Raw genomic sequence first — 14,452 nt, forward strand, 5'->3', positions numbered from 1 at the left:
GGGAGACCGTGCGTCCTCGGACGATCGTCGTCATCCTGGCGGTAGCCATCGGACTCGGCCTGTTGACAGGCCGGTTCGTCCTGCCCGCGCCCTCTGCTCCGGCCACCCCGACGGTGACGCCAGGCGCTGCGGCGTCCTCGCGGGGCAACGGCTCTCCGACGCCGAGGCCCGCGAGCGGGCCCATGACGAACGGGCACCTGTTGACAGCGGCCGACTTCAGGAAGGTCGGTCTCTCCAAGCGCATCTACGTGCGGGATCGGGTCGGAGACGGCAACTACGCCAACGCGGCCTGCACCGGCGAGAAGACCCTCGGCGAGACGCTGGGATCGTCCGACGCGCACTTCCGCGGGTTGGTGACGAGCAAGGACACAGGCCAGGGCGACCCCACCGAGGCGGGGAACATCGACGATCAGGTCGCACGCGAAGTCGCCGACGACGCCGGAAGCCGCGCACTGGCTCAGAACTACGCGGAACGCCTGCTGTTGGAGGAAGTGCCGTGCCAGAGCGAGCCCGCCACCCACTGGATCTATGGGCCGACGCACACGATTGACGTCGCTGCGGACATCACCGCGAGTTGGATGGGTGTCTACGGCGGCGACCTGAACACCACAGGGACCGCACCACGAGGCAAGGAGCCGTGTGGAGGCGTCGCCATACTCCGCAACGGCTCGCACTACGGGGTCCTGGAGATTGATGCCTGCCTGGACACGGCAGCGATGACGCGGATCGTCCGTGCGGCCGTGACACGGCTCTGAGACCACCACCGCCCCACCAGTGGACGTGACACACGTCACAAGGATCACGGCAGATCGCCATCCAACATCTCCCGTACCTCCGGCATCTCCCAGATGTGTGACGACGCCAACCGCGTCGCGACCAGACAGGAGATGAGATGTTCGACAACCAGGCAGCCCGCAGGAAGTTCGCGCGTCGCGGTCGTACCGCAGGAATAGCCGCCTCCGTCGGTGCCGCCCTGATAGCGGTCGGCATCGGCGCGCTTCCCGCCGCCGGCGCGGACACGAGCTCCGCGAGCCGGTCGGCGCCCGCCCTTGCCGCCGCTCCTGCCGAACCCGGCCTCGGCTCCGCCGCCCTGATGCAGAGTGACGACTTCTTCCAGCAGGGCCTGGCCCCGGTCCGCGCCACGGTGGACCTGACCGGGAAGCAGGCTCTCTCGGCATGCTCCGGCCAGGAGACGATGCGAGAGCTGACCAAGGGGAAGGCCGCCGCCTATGCCGACGTGACCTGGTCCTTCGACACCAAGGGCACCTCGCTGACCGAATCCGTCGCCGACGGTTCCACCGACACATCGGCGGCCTCGTACGAGAAGCAGCTCGACAAGCTGGTGCGCGGCTGCCAGGACGAGCCGCGTGGTCACTGGTACTACGGCAAGGGGCGCACGATCACCGTCAAGGCCGGCGAGGGCAGTTGGTACCCGGCCTTCAGCGGCGACGGCAAGGTTACCGGCGGAGTCGCGGTGATCCGCAGCGGCCACAGGTTCGGCATCGTCGAACTCACCGGTCAGCCCAGTGACGACCCCGGCTACATGGAGGGCATCACCGCCGGTGCCGTCACCCGGCTGGCCGACTGATCCGGTCCGGGCGGTTCCGGGAGCGTTCGCGTGGGCGCTGCCCCCGGCCCTGGGACCGCCCAGGCCAGCCGGTGAACGTCTGGCCGGGGTTCAGGAACCGGTGGCGTCGGACGGCGGTCGGGGGCCGGTTCATGATCCATCGTTTGGCAATGCGCCGGCTCAGCGCGGCCGCCGTCACGACCGCTGCCGTGCTGCTGTCCGCATGCTCCGTGCCGGCCACTGACCAGCACCGCCAGGTCAGCTACGGCGTCAGTGCCCCACAGCATCCGTGAACGCGCGGCTTTCTCGGGGGGACTGGACAGCCCGGCCCATCGGGTCATTGAGGTGGCGCCCGAACGAGTCGAGAGCGTGTGTCCGGTGGGACGAAGGTCGTGGAAGCAGAAGCCGTCCGGGAGACCGACCGCGGCGTGGGCATGCCGCCACTTCCGGCCGAAGGGGGAACGCCGGAAGGGAGCCCCCTTCTCGCCGCCGAAGAGCAGGCCGTCAGGCAGTTCGCATCGCCCGACCACCCGCCCAAGCTGATATGGGGGCGCCCGGGCTCTCGGTTGCCGAGGGACTCGGCTGGGTGAACCATGACATAGGTGCGTTTCCTCACCCATCGAGCAATGAGGGGGGTTCGTCGAGGCTTGCACGTGCGACCTGTGGAGGACTCATGTACACGACTCGATCCCGTGCCCGGTTCGCCGCCGTCTGCGCCACCACCCTGTGCGTCCTGGGTGCCACGTCGCTCCCGGCCCTCGCTTCGCCGTCGCCGTCGACGGTCTCCACCCTGGACAGGCAGCTCCTGACCGCGGCCCACCAGGGAAACCTGTGGGAGATCACGACCGGTCAGCAAGCCCAGAGCGCGGCGACCACCGCCTGCGTCAAGCGGGTCGGCACCCACCTCATCCACGACCACAGCGCCCTTGATGCCGGTGTCGTCAGCACCGCGGCGAAACTCGGCGTGGCACTGCCGTCCGGGCAAACGGCCGAGCAGCTGAGGCAAACCGCCGGCCTCAAGTCCCTCGCCGGGACGCCCGCGTACGATGCCGCGTGGCTCAAGGCCCAGTACCCCGCCCACGTGGAGACCCTCGCGCTCATCGACAAGGAGATCGGCTCGGGCACCAACCGGCTCGTGAAGTCCCTGGCCAAGAGCGCGCGCCCGGTGGTCGCACGGCACATCCAGATGGTCAACCACGGCGTGTGCCACGCGTAGGCGCCCGCCGGTTCACGGACGTGATCCCGGCTCACCGATGTGCGCCTTCGGGAGGATCACGGGCAGTGCCATGTCGCTTCCCAAGCTGAGAGCGCGAGTTCGATTCTCGTTACCCCGCTCTTCCCGAAGCCCCAGGCCAGCGGCCTGGGGCTTCTTGTTATCCAGGCCTATTTCCCCGTCCCTCGCACCCCCGACCCACCTCGAGAAGGGCACACAGAGGCCACGGGGTCCCCCTCGGCGCCGATGCCCCTCGGCCTCGATGCCGCCCGTGACGACCACCGCGCCCGCCAGGAGGAGCTGCAGGCATGGAAGGACCAGAAGCCGACGAAGCCGGAACCGGAAGCGTGGACCGGCCTCGTGCCCCCAACTCGACTCGCTGCGCACGTCCGTTCAGACCGCGGCGCCCGTTCTTGACATCTTCTCACCTCATGTGCCCGCTATTGCACAGCTGTGACAGCGGGCGCACAGCTCCGTCACCCTCCGTTGGAAGACTCCTCTCATCGCAAGGGGCGGCAAGCCGAGCGGACCGGTTCAGGTCCTGGGGACGGCGGGCGGTTCCCGCGCACTCTCATCGCAGCGTCATTCACATCCCTGGGGGAACCTCGATGTCCGCTCGTAAGCGTCGCAGCACCGCAGCCGTCATCACCGCAGGTGCCACCGCACTGCTCACCCTGTGCGGCACGGCCGCCACCGCGACGGCCGCTCCCTCCAGAGGCGATGCCAAGGCCGGCGCCGCGATGGTCGCCGCGGCCGCGTCCGCCCGGACGGTCACCGTGTCCAGGGGACTGACCATCAGCGACGGCACCCGCCACGTCCTCGTCAACGGAAAGTCGATCGACTTCGGCACCATCGTCCGCGACCTGGCCTGGAACCCCAGCGGCAGCAAGGCCGCCTTCATCGACGGCCACGGCAACCTCGTCGTCTCCGACCCCGACGGCAGCCACCGCGTCACCGTCGCCGCCAACCCGGGCGGGCAGACCTGGTCGCACCCCACCTGGCAGGTGACCGCGGCCGACAGGGCGAACCAGATCCCGGCGAAGAACAACCTCATCTTCGCCGCCAAGATCCACGGCGGCACCGTTCTGGAAGGCATCAAGGCCACCAGCAACCACGGCAAGCCCGCCAAGATCAGCCTGAACGGAGACCCGGGAGACGGCGGCGTCCCGCAGACCGACAACGCCTGGCCCAACGCCGGCGGGGCCTACGGCACGGCCGTCTACGAGAACACTCACACCGGCGAGGTCTACATCCGCGACGACTACCTGCGTCAGCAGGGCGGTGCGCTGACCAAGGGTTCCGAGCCCGCGCTTTCCTCCGACAACGAGGAGGTCGTTTTCGTTCGGTCCGTCCACGGACACGACCACCTCTTCGTCGACGACCTCAACAGCGGCACCAGCGCCGTCAAGGACATCACCCCCAACGCCACCACCGACTACACCGAGCCCACCTGGTCGCCCAACGGCAAGACCATCGCCTTCCGCGCTCCCGCCGGCACGTACACCATCACCAAGACCGCTCACGGCTTCGGCCGGCCCGTCAGGGTCTCCGAGCACACCGGCCTGCCCGCCTATCGTGGCTGACCGCCGTCCAACCGGCCGCCGGAGCGGGCGAGTTCCGCCCGTAGCTCCGCCAGGTGCTGGTCGGCCGTGTCATGCGGCAGGTACTCGACCACATCGAGAAAACGGAACAGGACCTGGGTCGAGGTGACGGCGAACTCGTAGTCGCCGAACCCCACCACGGCACCCAGTTCACCCCGGACGGCACCCCGGACGACATGCGCGGTCATGTCGTCCGGGCTTTCCGCTGTCAGCCCCCGCCGCGCGTTGGGGCGAGCCAGATAGGGGCAGACCATCGAGGCGTAGAGCATGCACGCGCGGTGCCCCGGAGCTTCCAGTGTCGCCGCCATGTTGCGGTACGGCCGCCCGGCGGCAAGCGCCTCGCGGATCGCGGAACTCTCCGCGGCGCCGACCACCCGCCACACCGGGCCCCTGGGTATCAGGGTGTTACAGACGGAACACAGACGCTGTCGCGCGCACTCGGCGCTGCGCCCGTAATCGGTGATCGCGAACTGGGGCTCGTCGCCCTCCCACGGAGTGATGGCGGGTACGGGATATCCACGACTGTCACGAGGTCTGGCCTCGACGGTCGCCGGCATGGGAACGGAATCGAATCGCACACCTCATGTTGACCCACTGGCCCGCGCCACCGCGACGGCTGCAGGCCCTGTACCGGCCCGCTGTCCACCTCGCACCGCTGCCGCCCCTCACGATGCCGTGAGGGGCCACCCCACCGCGCCGTCGCGCGCCGGGAATCCACTCTTGCTTCCGGACCGCGACGTTTCGTCGGCGCGTTCCGCCACGGTCGCAACGGCCCTGCGGACGGCGGGCGGCCGCGTACGGGGCGACCGCGTACAGCCCAGCGTGGGCCATCACAGCCAAGGCGGCAGGGGCACCGGTACGGGACGGCGGGCGCGGTCGGTCGTCCGGGACAGCGGGTCCGCGGCCGGTGCCTCGACCACCGTCGGAGGCCCGGCGAGGGGCGGCGTCTCGGCCGTGGCCGGGCCGCACTCCCAGGCGCGCCCCGCCGGTTACCGGGTCTACAGCGACGCCGACCTGGCCAGGCTCCGGCAGATCCTCTTCTGCCGCGAGCCCGGCTTCTCCCTCGATGAGATCGCCGCGATTCTCAAGGACCGCAGGTGAACGCCGTGGAGCAGGTGCGGGCCCGGCAGCGGCAGCCGAGTGAGGAGATCACCAGACTGCAGCGGCTGGCGGAGGTGGCGGAACGAGCCATCGAGGTACAGCAGACCGGCGTGTCCCTGACTCCTCAGGAACGCTTCGAGGTCTTCGGGGAGATCACGTTCGACCTGAGCCACGCCACCGAGGCGGAGCTGAAACGGGCGCGAGGGCGAGCCGTGATCGGCTACGCGTGCTCACGCCCCCGCAGCCAGCACCAGAACGCGGAACGGGCCCGGCGGCACGGCCGTGAGGGTGTCGTCCCCGGCGCTCCGCCACCCCCAGGACCGCAACGTCTGGACGGTCCCGTCGTCCCGCGCGTCCACAGGATCGGCTCGCCACCTGGGTCGGGCGACCGGCAGGTGGCCGGGAAACCGCGTAAGGGTGGCCGCGCGGCCACCCTTACGCGGCATACCCTTCACAAGAGGGCCGCTGTGGAAGCATGCGGCAAGCGGGCCGCCGTGGGCACACGCCACAGCCCCGCACCGTCGCCCGGCGTCCCGGGCAGGGACCGCATGGCGTGGTTCCTGCCCGTCGCCTGCCAGGAGGTCCGTATGGAGCACGAGCCTTTGCCCTCCGAGGGCCACGCCGAGGTCCGTATCGTCGCCGCGACCCCGGAGGTCGCCCGGCGCGTCGCCGAGGTCCTGCGCCGCTGCTTCGCCTCGACCGAGCAGCGCAGCTATCCCGCCGGCAGCGAAGGAGGGACCCGGCTCCATCTCACCCTCGACACCGCGCACCCCGCGGAACCCGCACGGTCCTGGCTCTCGACCAGTGGGCCGACAGAGCAGGCGCAGGCACACGCCGATGAGGTGTGAACCGGGGCCCTGAGGCCGCCAGGATCCGCCGTCGCGTCCGTCTCCGCGCGGCCGTCAAACACCTCGGAGAACGACAGCCATGACGAAACTCCGCGAACGCAAGAACAACCGGAAGGCGGTCCTGCGATCCCTCTACGGGGCCGTCGAGCAGAACCGTCCCGAGGTCAGCGGATCGGCGCTCCGCGCCGAGCTGGACCTGCCCGACGAGGACCTCTCCGCCGCCTGCGTCTACCTGGCCGACGAGGGGCTGATCAATGTGGACTGGACCTCGCACCGGACCCCCGCCGCCGTCTCGCTGACCCACGAGGGCATCCGCCTCATGGAGGAGCAGGAGGAGCAGGAGGAGCAAGGGGAGCAAGGGGAGGAGGACCGTGCGCAGGCACGGAAGACGCAGCCGCACGACTGACCCGCCCGCTTCTCCTCGACCGGGAGTAGCCTGACCGTACCGAGAGCTTTTCGCGCAGCGCGACCGGCGGTGCCGTTCCCGGCGAGTGACGAAACGGGCAGTCGCGCCACGGCTCCCGGGACGGGACCGCACGATGGAACCCAGCGGAACACCGGCCGAAGGCGCGTCCGCCGACGCGCACACGTACCGCATGCCGTTGCCCCGCCTGACCCTCACCCCGGATGTCAGCCACGGCCCGCTGGACGGGGCCTGGTGGCCGCGCTGCGACGCGCTGGAACTCGAACTTCCCTCGCTCGTGAGCTCTTTGGATCCGGACCCGGACACCACGGTACGGGTCACCGTGAACCCCGCCGAATGGCCCGACGCCCCGCCCACGGTCATGGCGCCCGGCCGGGTGATCGCCGTGGAGCCGGCCGAGCCCGGAAGTGAGGCGCACGTCATCACTCTGGACTGCGGCACCGTGGGACGCTGGGCGCTCCTGGTCGTCCCGCCCGAGGAGCCCTCCGGATCGGCCGTCCGGCTGCTGGCCACCGCGGCCGACCCCGAGAACCGGCTGACCGCCGCGCGGATGCTGGCGCTCGCCGAGACCGGTCGCTTCGAAGGCACGACAGGGAAGACGGAGTGAGGCACGCTGCTCGGTGGGCGTTTGCGGCCGGGACTGCCAACCGGCCTCAACTACCCTCCGTGTGCGAGCCGTTGACCGCTCAGGGCGAGGCGCCCGGGCTTCTCGAGGAGTGCCGCATCGTCCACGCACATGGCGAGCTGGACGCGCAGACCGTGGAGCCACTGACGCGCGCCCTGGCCGAGGCCCGCGCGGCCCGGCCCGGACGGCTCCTGCTCATCGTGGACCTGAGCGAGGTGACCTTCGCCGACTGCAGCATCCTGACGCCGCTGTGCCAGGCGTGGTCGGACTGCCACGCCCGGGGCGGCTGGGTCCGCGTCGTCCGCGACAACCACACGGCCGACGTGGTCTTCCGCTGCACGGGCCTCCTCCACCGCTTCCCCGCCTACGCGAACGCACAGGACGCCTGGGAGGGACGAACGGCCCACACCGGCGCGCCGGAGCCACCCGGACGGCGCAGCTGACGGCAACGAGCCGAGCCGACGCGCCCCCGGCCGCCGAGGGACGCCGTCCGGCCCGGGGGACGTATGCCGTCCCCCCCGGGACGACGTATGCCATCCGGCCCGGGGCGACGTATGCCATCCGGCCCGGGACGACGTATGCCGTCCCCCCGGGACGACGTATGCCGTCCGCCCGGGACACGTATGCCATCCGACCCAGGACGACGTACCGCGCCCGACCACTCGACAGGCCACCTCGTGACGAGCGACCGCCTACGGCCCGCGCCGCCCGCCCTGCCCCTCCTCCGCTCGCGGGCTGAGCGAGGGGGAAGGGGAAGTCTGTCACGGCGAGCCCACATCTCCATCTCTGCCGGAGATAGGGTTGGCGCACGACGCGGATGGTGCCGAATCCTTCGGAGACCGGCGCCAGGCGCGCCCGGGTCCCTCGCCGCGTCCCCAAAACGAAGGTGCCATGCCCGCTGAGAACGCCCCTGTCGCCGACAACCTCGACGATGACGACTATCCCGCCTACACCATGGGGCGCGCCGCCGACGTTCTCGGCACCACCCCCGCCTTCCTCCGGGCGGTCGGCGAAGCCGGTCTGATCACTCCCCTGCGTTCGGACGGCGGGCACCGCCGGTACTCCCGCCGCCAGTTGCGCATCGCCGCCCGCGCCCGGGAACTGGTCGACCAGGGCACCCCCGTCGAGGCCGCGTGCCGCATCATTTCCCTCGAGAACCAGCTAGCGGACGCTGTCCGCCTGAACCGCGAAATGCGCAGGAAGCTGGACGAGCACGGCGCGAATATCTAGTCCCGCCAGTATAGAAATACAGACTCCAGCGGGATGAGAACTACCGGACACGCCCGAAAACACATGGCCGCTTACACCCCACCTGTGTTAGCGTGATACCAGTTGCAGTTTTGGTTGCCAGAGATTTTTTCTTTGCATAGCTTTCCGGATCCTTCCGGAGGGGTGATCATCGCGGCGACTCGGCTCCGTAAAGTGCGGAGTCCGGCACTGCCCCCCAAGGGAGATTCAATATGGCATCTGGCACCGTGAAGTGGTTCAACGCGGAAAAGGGCTTCGGCTTCATCGAGCAGGAGGGTGGCGGTCCTGACGTGTTCGCCCACTACTCGAACATCGCCACGCAGGGCTTCCGCGAGCTTCAGGAAGGCCAGAAGGTGAACTTCGACGTCACGCAGGGCCAGAAGGGCCCGCAGGCCGAGAACATCGTTCCCGCCTGACGCTGACGCGAACCGTCGCGAGCCACCGGCTCGCGCATCATGTGGCTGGGGCCCGCGCTCTTGGGGTGCGGGCCCCAGCTTTTCTCTTTTTTCCTTCGGCTCATTCTTGTGATTCCTCGCGCGGCCGCCCGCCGCGCCGGCCGGAATTCCTCGATACGCCGCATCGAGGAAGGTTCCTCCATGAACCGCACCCGCCGCACCGGCGGCAGTTCCGGTCGCTACCGCGCGGACAGAAGTTCCGCGCGCTCGGCAGGCTCCGCCCCCGGCAGCCGCTTCCGTACACAGGAAGCGGGCCACCCGGGTCCCCGTCCGGGCACCGGACGCAAGAGCAGCCAGGGCGCACGCTCCGCCCCGCGCCGGCAGGAGTTCGCCCTGCCGGTCACCCTCACCGAGCCGCTGCCGGCGGTCGAGACGTTCGACGAACTGGACATGCCCGAACGGCTGCTGGCCGCGCTCCGCGCCGAGGGCGTGACCGTGCCGTTTCCGATCCAGGCGGCCACACTGCCCAACACCCTGGCCGGCCGGGACGTCCTGGGCCGGGGCCGTACGGGCTCGGGCAAGACGCTCGCCTTCGGCCTGCCGCTGCTGGCCCGCCTGGACGGGCAGCGAGCCCAGCCCCGGCAGCCGCTCGCCCTCGTCCTCGTACCGACCCGGGAGCTGGCCCAGCAGGTCACCGACGCGCTCACCCCCTACGCCCGCGCCCTGCGGCTGCGGATCGCCACCGTGGTGGGCGGCATGTCGATCGGCCGCCAGGCAAGTGCCCTGCGCGGCGGCGCCGAAGTCGTCGTCGCCACGCCCGGCCGTCTCAAGGACCTCATCGAGCGGCGAGACTGCCGGCTCGACGAGGTCGCCGTAACCGTCCTGGACGAGGCCGACCAGATGGCCGACATGGGCTTCATGCCGCAGGTGACCGCACTGCTCGGCCAAGTCCCCTCCCGCGGCCAGCGGTTGCTGTTCTCGGCCACCCTGGACCGGAACATCGACCTCCTGGTGCGCCGCTACCTCCACGACCCCGTCGTGCACTCGGTCGACCCGTCCGCCGGAGCGGTCACCACCATGGAGCACCATCTGCTGCACGTGCGCGATGCCGACAAGGACACCGCCGCGACCGAGATCGCCGCCCGTGACGGACGTGTGCTCATGTTCCTGGACACCAAGCACGCGGTGGACCGGCTCGCCGAGCAACTGCTGTCCGTCGGTGTGCGTGCCTCGGCCCTGCACGGCGGCAAGTCCCAGGCGCAGCGCAACCGGACACTCGCCCAGTTCAAGGACGGCCATGTCACGGTCCTGGTGGCCACCAACGTCGCCGCTCGCGGCATCCACGTCGCGGGCCTGGACCTCGTCGTGAACGTCGACCCTCCCGGCGACCACAAGGACTACCTGCACCGCGGCGGCCGTACCGCCCGCGCCGGCGAGTCCGGCACCGTCGTCACCCTCGTCCTGCCGCACCAGCGGCGCGCCGTGGACCGCCTGATGACCGATGCCGGAATCACCCCGCGTGCCGTCCGGATCCGCCCCGGTGAGGACGAGCTGCATCGCATCACCGGCGCCCGGACCCCCTCCGGCGTACCCGTCACCCTGGCCGCACCGGCCGACGGACGACACGAGGGCACCGGATCCGCCGGCCGGAATCGCAGGGCCCGGTCCGCCGCCCGAGCACGTCGCACGGCCTCGAGGAACAACTCATAGCAGAAGCACGGGGATGCGTTCCCGGAGAGCAGGCCGAGACGTCGTCCGTCCTGGCCGCCCCGACGAAGAGGAGAAGCCCTTGACCCCGTTTCCGCCCCCGACACCGCAGGCCGACCGCGCCGGCGGCACCGGTCTGACGGCCCGCGACGCCATGCACGCTCCCGGACCGCAGGTCGAGGACCACATGGCGGTCGACGTGGCGCTGTCCGTGCTCATCGGTGCCCGCGTCCCGCATCTGCTCCTCCGGGACGAGGACGGGCGGTGCGCGGGTCTGGTCACCCACGCCCAGCTCGCCGCGCACCGCGGCGGCTCCTGGTACAGCGACCTGACCCGGCTGCGGGACATCCCGCTCGACCGCGGACCGTTCACCTCGTCCGTCGCCGCACTCGGCGAGGCGGAAGCCGCCATGCGGGACCGGACCCAGGACGTGTCCCCGGTGATCGACGAACACGGCTTCGCCCTGGGCGTCCTCGCCCTCACCCCCTGACGGCCGTCCTGACCGCCGTAGCGCGGTCGAGCGACCTTCCCGGTGTTTCTCCCCCGTCCCTGTGGAGGCATCCATGCGCTGTGTCATCGCCCGTTTCCCCTTCGACCTGATCAAGAGCGAGGTCGAACAGTCGATGGGCGGCATCACGCCCGAACCCGTCACCGGCGTGTCCGTGACCATCAACCGCCGTGTCTACCCGGTGATGCAGGTCGGGGAAGTGATCACCAGGCAGAACCGCCGCGACTTCACCACGGGTGAGATGCGCCGGGCACTGACCCGGCTCGGCTTCACCTGCCACGACGCGCGCCCGGTCATGCCGGCCTCGGACGCGGGAGCCGACAAGGGCCCCCTCGGCTGGTGACACGCCTTCGAGGTTGACGGCAGATACTGGGCGGTCTGCGGTTGGAAAGCCGAGGATGTGGCACCCGGCCGACGAGTGGGCCGGACGCGCGAACCGCGTCCCGTGGGGGCCAATGGTTCGGCAAGGAGCCGCAAGCCGCACGAGACCGGGCAGGCCCGCTCCGCCGGTTGTCGTCGCGGGGCTGCCCGGCGGCAACCGGTGCGGCGTGTCCGAGCCGCACGCATGGCGTGGCCGGACGCCAGGGCTACGCATGTGTGAACGCAATCGCCCATTGGCCGGAGGGAGTCGGAAGGGCCGGCCACACCTGGGCAAGGCCCGCGGGCCCCTCGCACCACCGACACCGGCCTCACGGTCCACGCGAGGACCCGCTCCGGCATCCGACCGGCGCCCCGCGACTGCTTCTTCACCGTGAAGTCGTGAAGAGCGGGCGGGGCCGCGGCGCCCCCGGTCGCTCGGCCGGGAGGGCAATGGCCGTCGCCGCGTAGGCCGACAGTGAGGCGGGCGTCCTCGCGTCGAGGGCGCCCGTTTCGTCGGGTGTGTCAGGCCGGCGCCTTGACCGTCGAGTCCGCCCGGGCCGGCTCCCCTACGACGCGGCGGCGCCGCGCCGGGACGAGCACCGGGTTGGCGACGCCCCAGGCCGCGCCTGCGCAGACCAGTTCCTTGTAGAGGGCGGCGATCCGGCCGGTCAGGGCCGCCCGGACGGCGCGGTCGTCGGCGGTGACGTACTGGATCAGGCCTTCCCTGCGGCCCAGCGAGATGCACTGGTTGAAGTAGCGGAGCGGTACGTTCGGAAGCTTTCCGCCGGTCAGCCGCGCCGCGATGGCATCGGCGGCCTGCCAGGCGGTGGGAACGCCCGAGGCGCACGACATCCGCAGCGGCTTGTCACCGGGGCCGGTCAGCATGGCCGCGTCGCCGATGGCGTAGACGTCCGGGTGCGAGAGAGAGCGCATGGTGCGGTCGACCACGATCCGGCCCCGGTCGGTGGTCTCCAGGGTGGTGGCCTTCGCGATCGGGTGAACGGCGAAGCCGGTGGTCCACACGGTGGCCGCGGACGGGATGGTCGTGTGGTCGGCGGTGGTGACGTGGTCGGCCTCCACCGTGGTGACGGTGGCGTGTTCGTGCACGGTGACGCCGAGCTTGTCGAAGACCTTCCGCAGGTGGCGGCGGCCCTTGGGGGAGAGCCAGTCGCCGAGTGCGCCTCGGGCGGCGAGGGCGACATCGAGGTCCGGGCGGGCCTCGGCGATCTCGGTCGCGGCCTCCACGCCGGTGAGGCCGCCGCCGACCACGACCACGGGCCGGCCGGCGTCCAGGCCGGCCAGGCGCTCGCGCAGCCGCAGCGCTCCCGGGCGACCGGCGATCTCGTAGGCGTGCTCGGCTGCGCCGGGGACGCCCTGGTCGGTCCAGCCGCTGCCGAGGGCGTACACGAGGGTGTCGTACTCCAGTTCCTCGGTGCGGTTCGCGTCGAGGACGGCGACGGTCCCGCGGTCGACGTCGACGCCGATGACCTTCGCGAGCTTCAGTACGACGCCGGTGCCCGCGAACATCTCGCCGAGCGGCCGGGGCTTGAGGGACTGGCCGACCGCGAGCTGGTGCATCCGCACACGCTCGACGAAGTCGGGTTCGGCGTTGACGAGGGTGATCGCGACGTCTTCACGGCGCAGCCGCCTGGCGAGGCGCCCCGCGGCGATGGCTCCGGTGTAGCCGGCTCCGAGGACGACGATGCGGTGCTGCATGTCCTGCTCCTGTCTTCAGCGGGTTCGCCCCTTGAACCGGGCGGCCCGCCGTTTCCTGACAGGAACGGGATGTGAGGCAGCTCACAGCGGTGTCAGAAGGCCTTGAGCAGGGGTTCGCCGTGGTCGGCGGCCGCCCACCGCCGGGTCGCACGCTCGAGCTTGTCGGGGTTGACCTGGCTGCGGAACCCGGCGATGCCCTCGGCGGTGATCTCCAGGCACATGACGCCGATGACCCGGCCGCCGAGTACCGCCACGAGGGCGGGGTCGCCGTTGGCGGACGTGGCGTAGGCCTCGGGTGAGCCGCCGACCAGGGCGCGCTTGGCCTTGCTGGGTTTGAACAGGCCCCGCAGGAACGTCGCGACCGCGACGGCGCCCTCGAACGCCTTGGCGCGGGCCGGGACCTTGCCGCCGCCGTCGCCGATCGCGATGGCGTCCTGGGTGAGCAGCCGCACCAGCGGCTCGGTCCGGCCGCTGGTGGCGGCCGCGAGGAACTCGTCGATGATCCGCCGGGCGGCCACCTCGTCGATCTCGGTGCGGGCCTTGCCGTCCGCGACGTGTTTCTTGGCGCGGTGGAAGATCTGCTGGCTGGCGGCCTCGGTGAGGTCGAGGATCGCGGCGATCTCCCGGTGCGGGTAGTCGAAGGCCTCCCGCAGCACGTACACCGCCCGCTCGTTGGGAGAGAGGCGCTCCAGCAGCGCGAGGACCGCGTATGACACCGATTCTCGCTGTTCGGCGGTGTCGGCCGGGCCGAGCATCGGGTCCCCGGCGAGCAGCGGCTCGGGGAGCCATTGGCCCACATAGGTCTCGCGCCGTGCGCGAGCCGAGGTGAGCTGGTTGAGGCACAGGTTGGTGAGCACCTTCGTCAACCAGGCCTCGGGGACCTCGATATGGCCGACGTCGGCGGCCTGCCAGCGCAGGAACGTCTCCTGAACGGCGTCCTCGGCCTCGCTCGCGGAGCCGAGGAGGCGGTAGGCGATGGCCTCCAGGCGGGACCTGGAGGCCTCGAACCGGTCCACGTCGTTCATGGTCAGGGCCATGGCCCGGATCCTAGCTCGCACGGCGCGCGACGGCCGCCGCATTACGGCGCTGCGCTGCGGGACGGGGTGACCCCCATGGGCGTGCGTCGGGCGCAGATGCTC

At 70.9% G+C, this 14,452-nt stretch carries 17 protein-coding genes and 2 pseudogenes; 15 read left to right on the forward strand and 4 right to left on the reverse strand.

Going from position 1 to position 14,452, the window contains the following annotated elements; translation table 11 throughout:
* The first annotated feature begins 182 nt into the window (after positions 1 to 182).
* The 3 genes from ACIP94_RS10360 (at position 183) to ACIP94_RS10370 (ending at position 1,860) form a co-directional block, all read left to right on the forward strand.
* Complete coding sequence (locus tag ACIP94_RS10360) at positions 183 to 755, forward strand: hypothetical protein (protein WP_402422365.1); 573 nt, start codon at positions 183 to 185, stop codon at positions 753 to 755.
* A 137-nt stretch (positions 756 to 892) separates the two neighbouring features.
* Positions 893 to 1,588, forward strand: coding sequence for a hypothetical protein (locus ACIP94_RS10365; RefSeq protein WP_402422368.1), 696 nt, complete (start codon positions 893 to 895; stop codon positions 1,586 to 1,588).
* Between the two features lie 149 nt (positions 1,589 to 1,737).
* Positions 1,738 to 1,860 carry a hypothetical protein gene (locus tag ACIP94_RS10370; RefSeq protein ID WP_402423097.1) on the forward strand — a complete coding sequence of 41 codons (123 nt, stop codon included), beginning with the start codon at positions 1,738 to 1,740 and terminating at the stop codon, positions 1,858 to 1,860.
* Positions 1,861 to 1,863: 3 nt separating this feature from the next.
* Here the strand turns inward: ACIP94_RS10370 and ACIP94_RS10375 are convergent.
* A pseudogene (locus ACIP94_RS10375) lies at positions 1,864 to 2,076 on the reverse strand (site-specific integrase); the annotation flags it as partial.
* A 164-nt stretch (positions 2,077 to 2,240) separates the two neighbouring features.
* Here ACIP94_RS10375 and ACIP94_RS10380 point away from each other — a divergent pair.
* The gene (locus ACIP94_RS10380) at positions 2,241 to 2,783 is read left to right on the forward strand and encodes a DUF4142 domain-containing protein (RefSeq protein ID WP_402422371.1); all 543 of its coding nucleotides are present in this window, start codon (positions 2,241 to 2,243) and stop codon (positions 2,781 to 2,783) included.
* Positions 2,784 to 3,388: 605 nt separating this feature from the next.
* Positions 3,389 to 4,363, forward strand: coding sequence for a TolB family protein (locus tag ACIP94_RS10385; protein WP_402422374.1), 975 nt, complete (start codon positions 3,389 to 3,391; stop codon positions 4,361 to 4,363).
* On the opposite strand, the gene ACIP94_RS10390 is transcribed toward ACIP94_RS10385, so the two are convergent.
* Positions 4,351 to 4,938 (reverse strand): hypothetical protein, encoded by a 588-nt coding sequence (locus tag ACIP94_RS10390; protein ID WP_402422377.1) that lies wholly within the window; start codon positions 4,936 to 4,938, stop codon positions 4,351 to 4,353. The two genes, ACIP94_RS10385 and ACIP94_RS10390, sit on opposite strands and share 13 nt — an antisense overlap.
* A gap of 397 nt (positions 4,939 to 5,335) precedes the next feature.
* Here ACIP94_RS10390 and ACIP94_RS10395 point away from each other — a divergent pair.
* From ACIP94_RS10395 to ACIP94_RS10440, 10 genes and pseudogenes are all read left to right on the forward strand, one after another.
* Positions 5,336 to 5,682: pseudogene (locus ACIP94_RS10395) on the forward strand (MerR family transcriptional regulator); the annotation flags it as partial.
* A 387-nt stretch (positions 5,683 to 6,069) separates the two neighbouring features.
* Positions 6,070 to 6,330, forward strand: coding sequence for a hypothetical protein (locus ACIP94_RS10400; RefSeq protein ID WP_402423049.1), 261 nt, complete (start codon positions 6,070 to 6,072; stop codon positions 6,328 to 6,330).
* A 79-nt stretch (positions 6,331 to 6,409) separates the two neighbouring features.
* Positions 6,410 to 6,736: a hypothetical protein gene (locus ACIP94_RS10405; protein ID WP_402422380.1), complete on the forward strand. Its 327-nt coding sequence runs from the start codon at positions 6,410 to 6,412 to the stop codon at positions 6,734 to 6,736.
* Between the two features lie 133 nt (positions 6,737 to 6,869).
* Complete coding sequence (locus ACIP94_RS10410; protein ID WP_402422383.1) at positions 6,870 to 7,361, forward strand: DUF5994 family protein; 492 nt, start codon at positions 6,870 to 6,872, stop codon at positions 7,359 to 7,361.
* A 59-nt stretch (positions 7,362 to 7,420) separates the two neighbouring features.
* Positions 7,421 to 7,822 carry an STAS domain-containing protein gene (locus ACIP94_RS10415; RefSeq protein ID WP_402422386.1) on the forward strand — a complete coding sequence of 134 codons (402 nt, stop codon included), beginning with the start codon at positions 7,421 to 7,423 and terminating at the stop codon, positions 7,820 to 7,822.
* A 448-nt stretch (positions 7,823 to 8,270) separates the two neighbouring features.
* On the forward strand, positions 8,271 to 8,609 hold the full coding sequence (locus ACIP94_RS10420; protein WP_402422389.1) for a MerR family transcriptional regulator: 339 nt from the start codon (positions 8,271 to 8,273) through the stop codon (positions 8,607 to 8,609).
* 230 nt (positions 8,610 to 8,839) lie between these two features.
* Entirely contained in the window at positions 8,840 to 9,043 is a 204-nt protein-coding gene (locus ACIP94_RS10425) for a cold-shock protein (protein ID WP_399103981.1), read from the forward strand.
* 180 nt (positions 9,044 to 9,223) lie between these two features.
* Entirely contained in the window at positions 9,224 to 10,732 is a 1,509-nt protein-coding gene (locus tag ACIP94_RS10430) for a DEAD/DEAH box helicase (RefSeq protein ID WP_402422393.1), read from the forward strand.
* Between the two features lie 79 nt (positions 10,733 to 10,811).
* Complete coding sequence (locus ACIP94_RS10435; protein WP_402422396.1) at positions 10,812 to 11,219, forward strand: hypothetical protein; 408 nt, start codon at positions 10,812 to 10,814, stop codon at positions 11,217 to 11,219.
* Between the two features lie 73 nt (positions 11,220 to 11,292).
* Positions 11,293 to 11,580 (forward strand): SCO5918 family protein, encoded by a 288-nt coding sequence (locus tag ACIP94_RS10440; RefSeq protein ID WP_402422399.1) that lies wholly within the window; start codon positions 11,293 to 11,295, stop codon positions 11,578 to 11,580.
* A gap of 539 nt (positions 11,581 to 12,119) precedes the next feature.
* Here ACIP94_RS10440 and ACIP94_RS10445 read toward each other — a convergent pair.
* Positions 12,120 to 13,313, reverse strand: coding sequence for an NAD(P)/FAD-dependent oxidoreductase (locus tag ACIP94_RS10445; protein ID WP_402422402.1), 1,194 nt, complete (start codon positions 13,311 to 13,313; stop codon positions 12,120 to 12,122).
* Positions 13,314 to 13,405: 92 nt separating this feature from the next.
* Positions 13,406 to 14,350 (reverse strand): RNA polymerase sigma factor SigJ, encoded by a 945-nt coding sequence (gene sigJ / locus ACIP94_RS10450; protein WP_402422407.1) that lies wholly within the window; start codon positions 14,348 to 14,350, stop codon positions 13,406 to 13,408.
* Positions 14,351 to 14,452: the final 102 nt, after the last annotated feature.

This window comes from Streptomyces sp. NPDC093261 (genome assembly GCF_044753645.1).
Classification (GTDB): domain Bacteria; phylum Actinomycetota; class Actinomycetes; order Streptomycetales; family Streptomycetaceae; genus Streptomyces.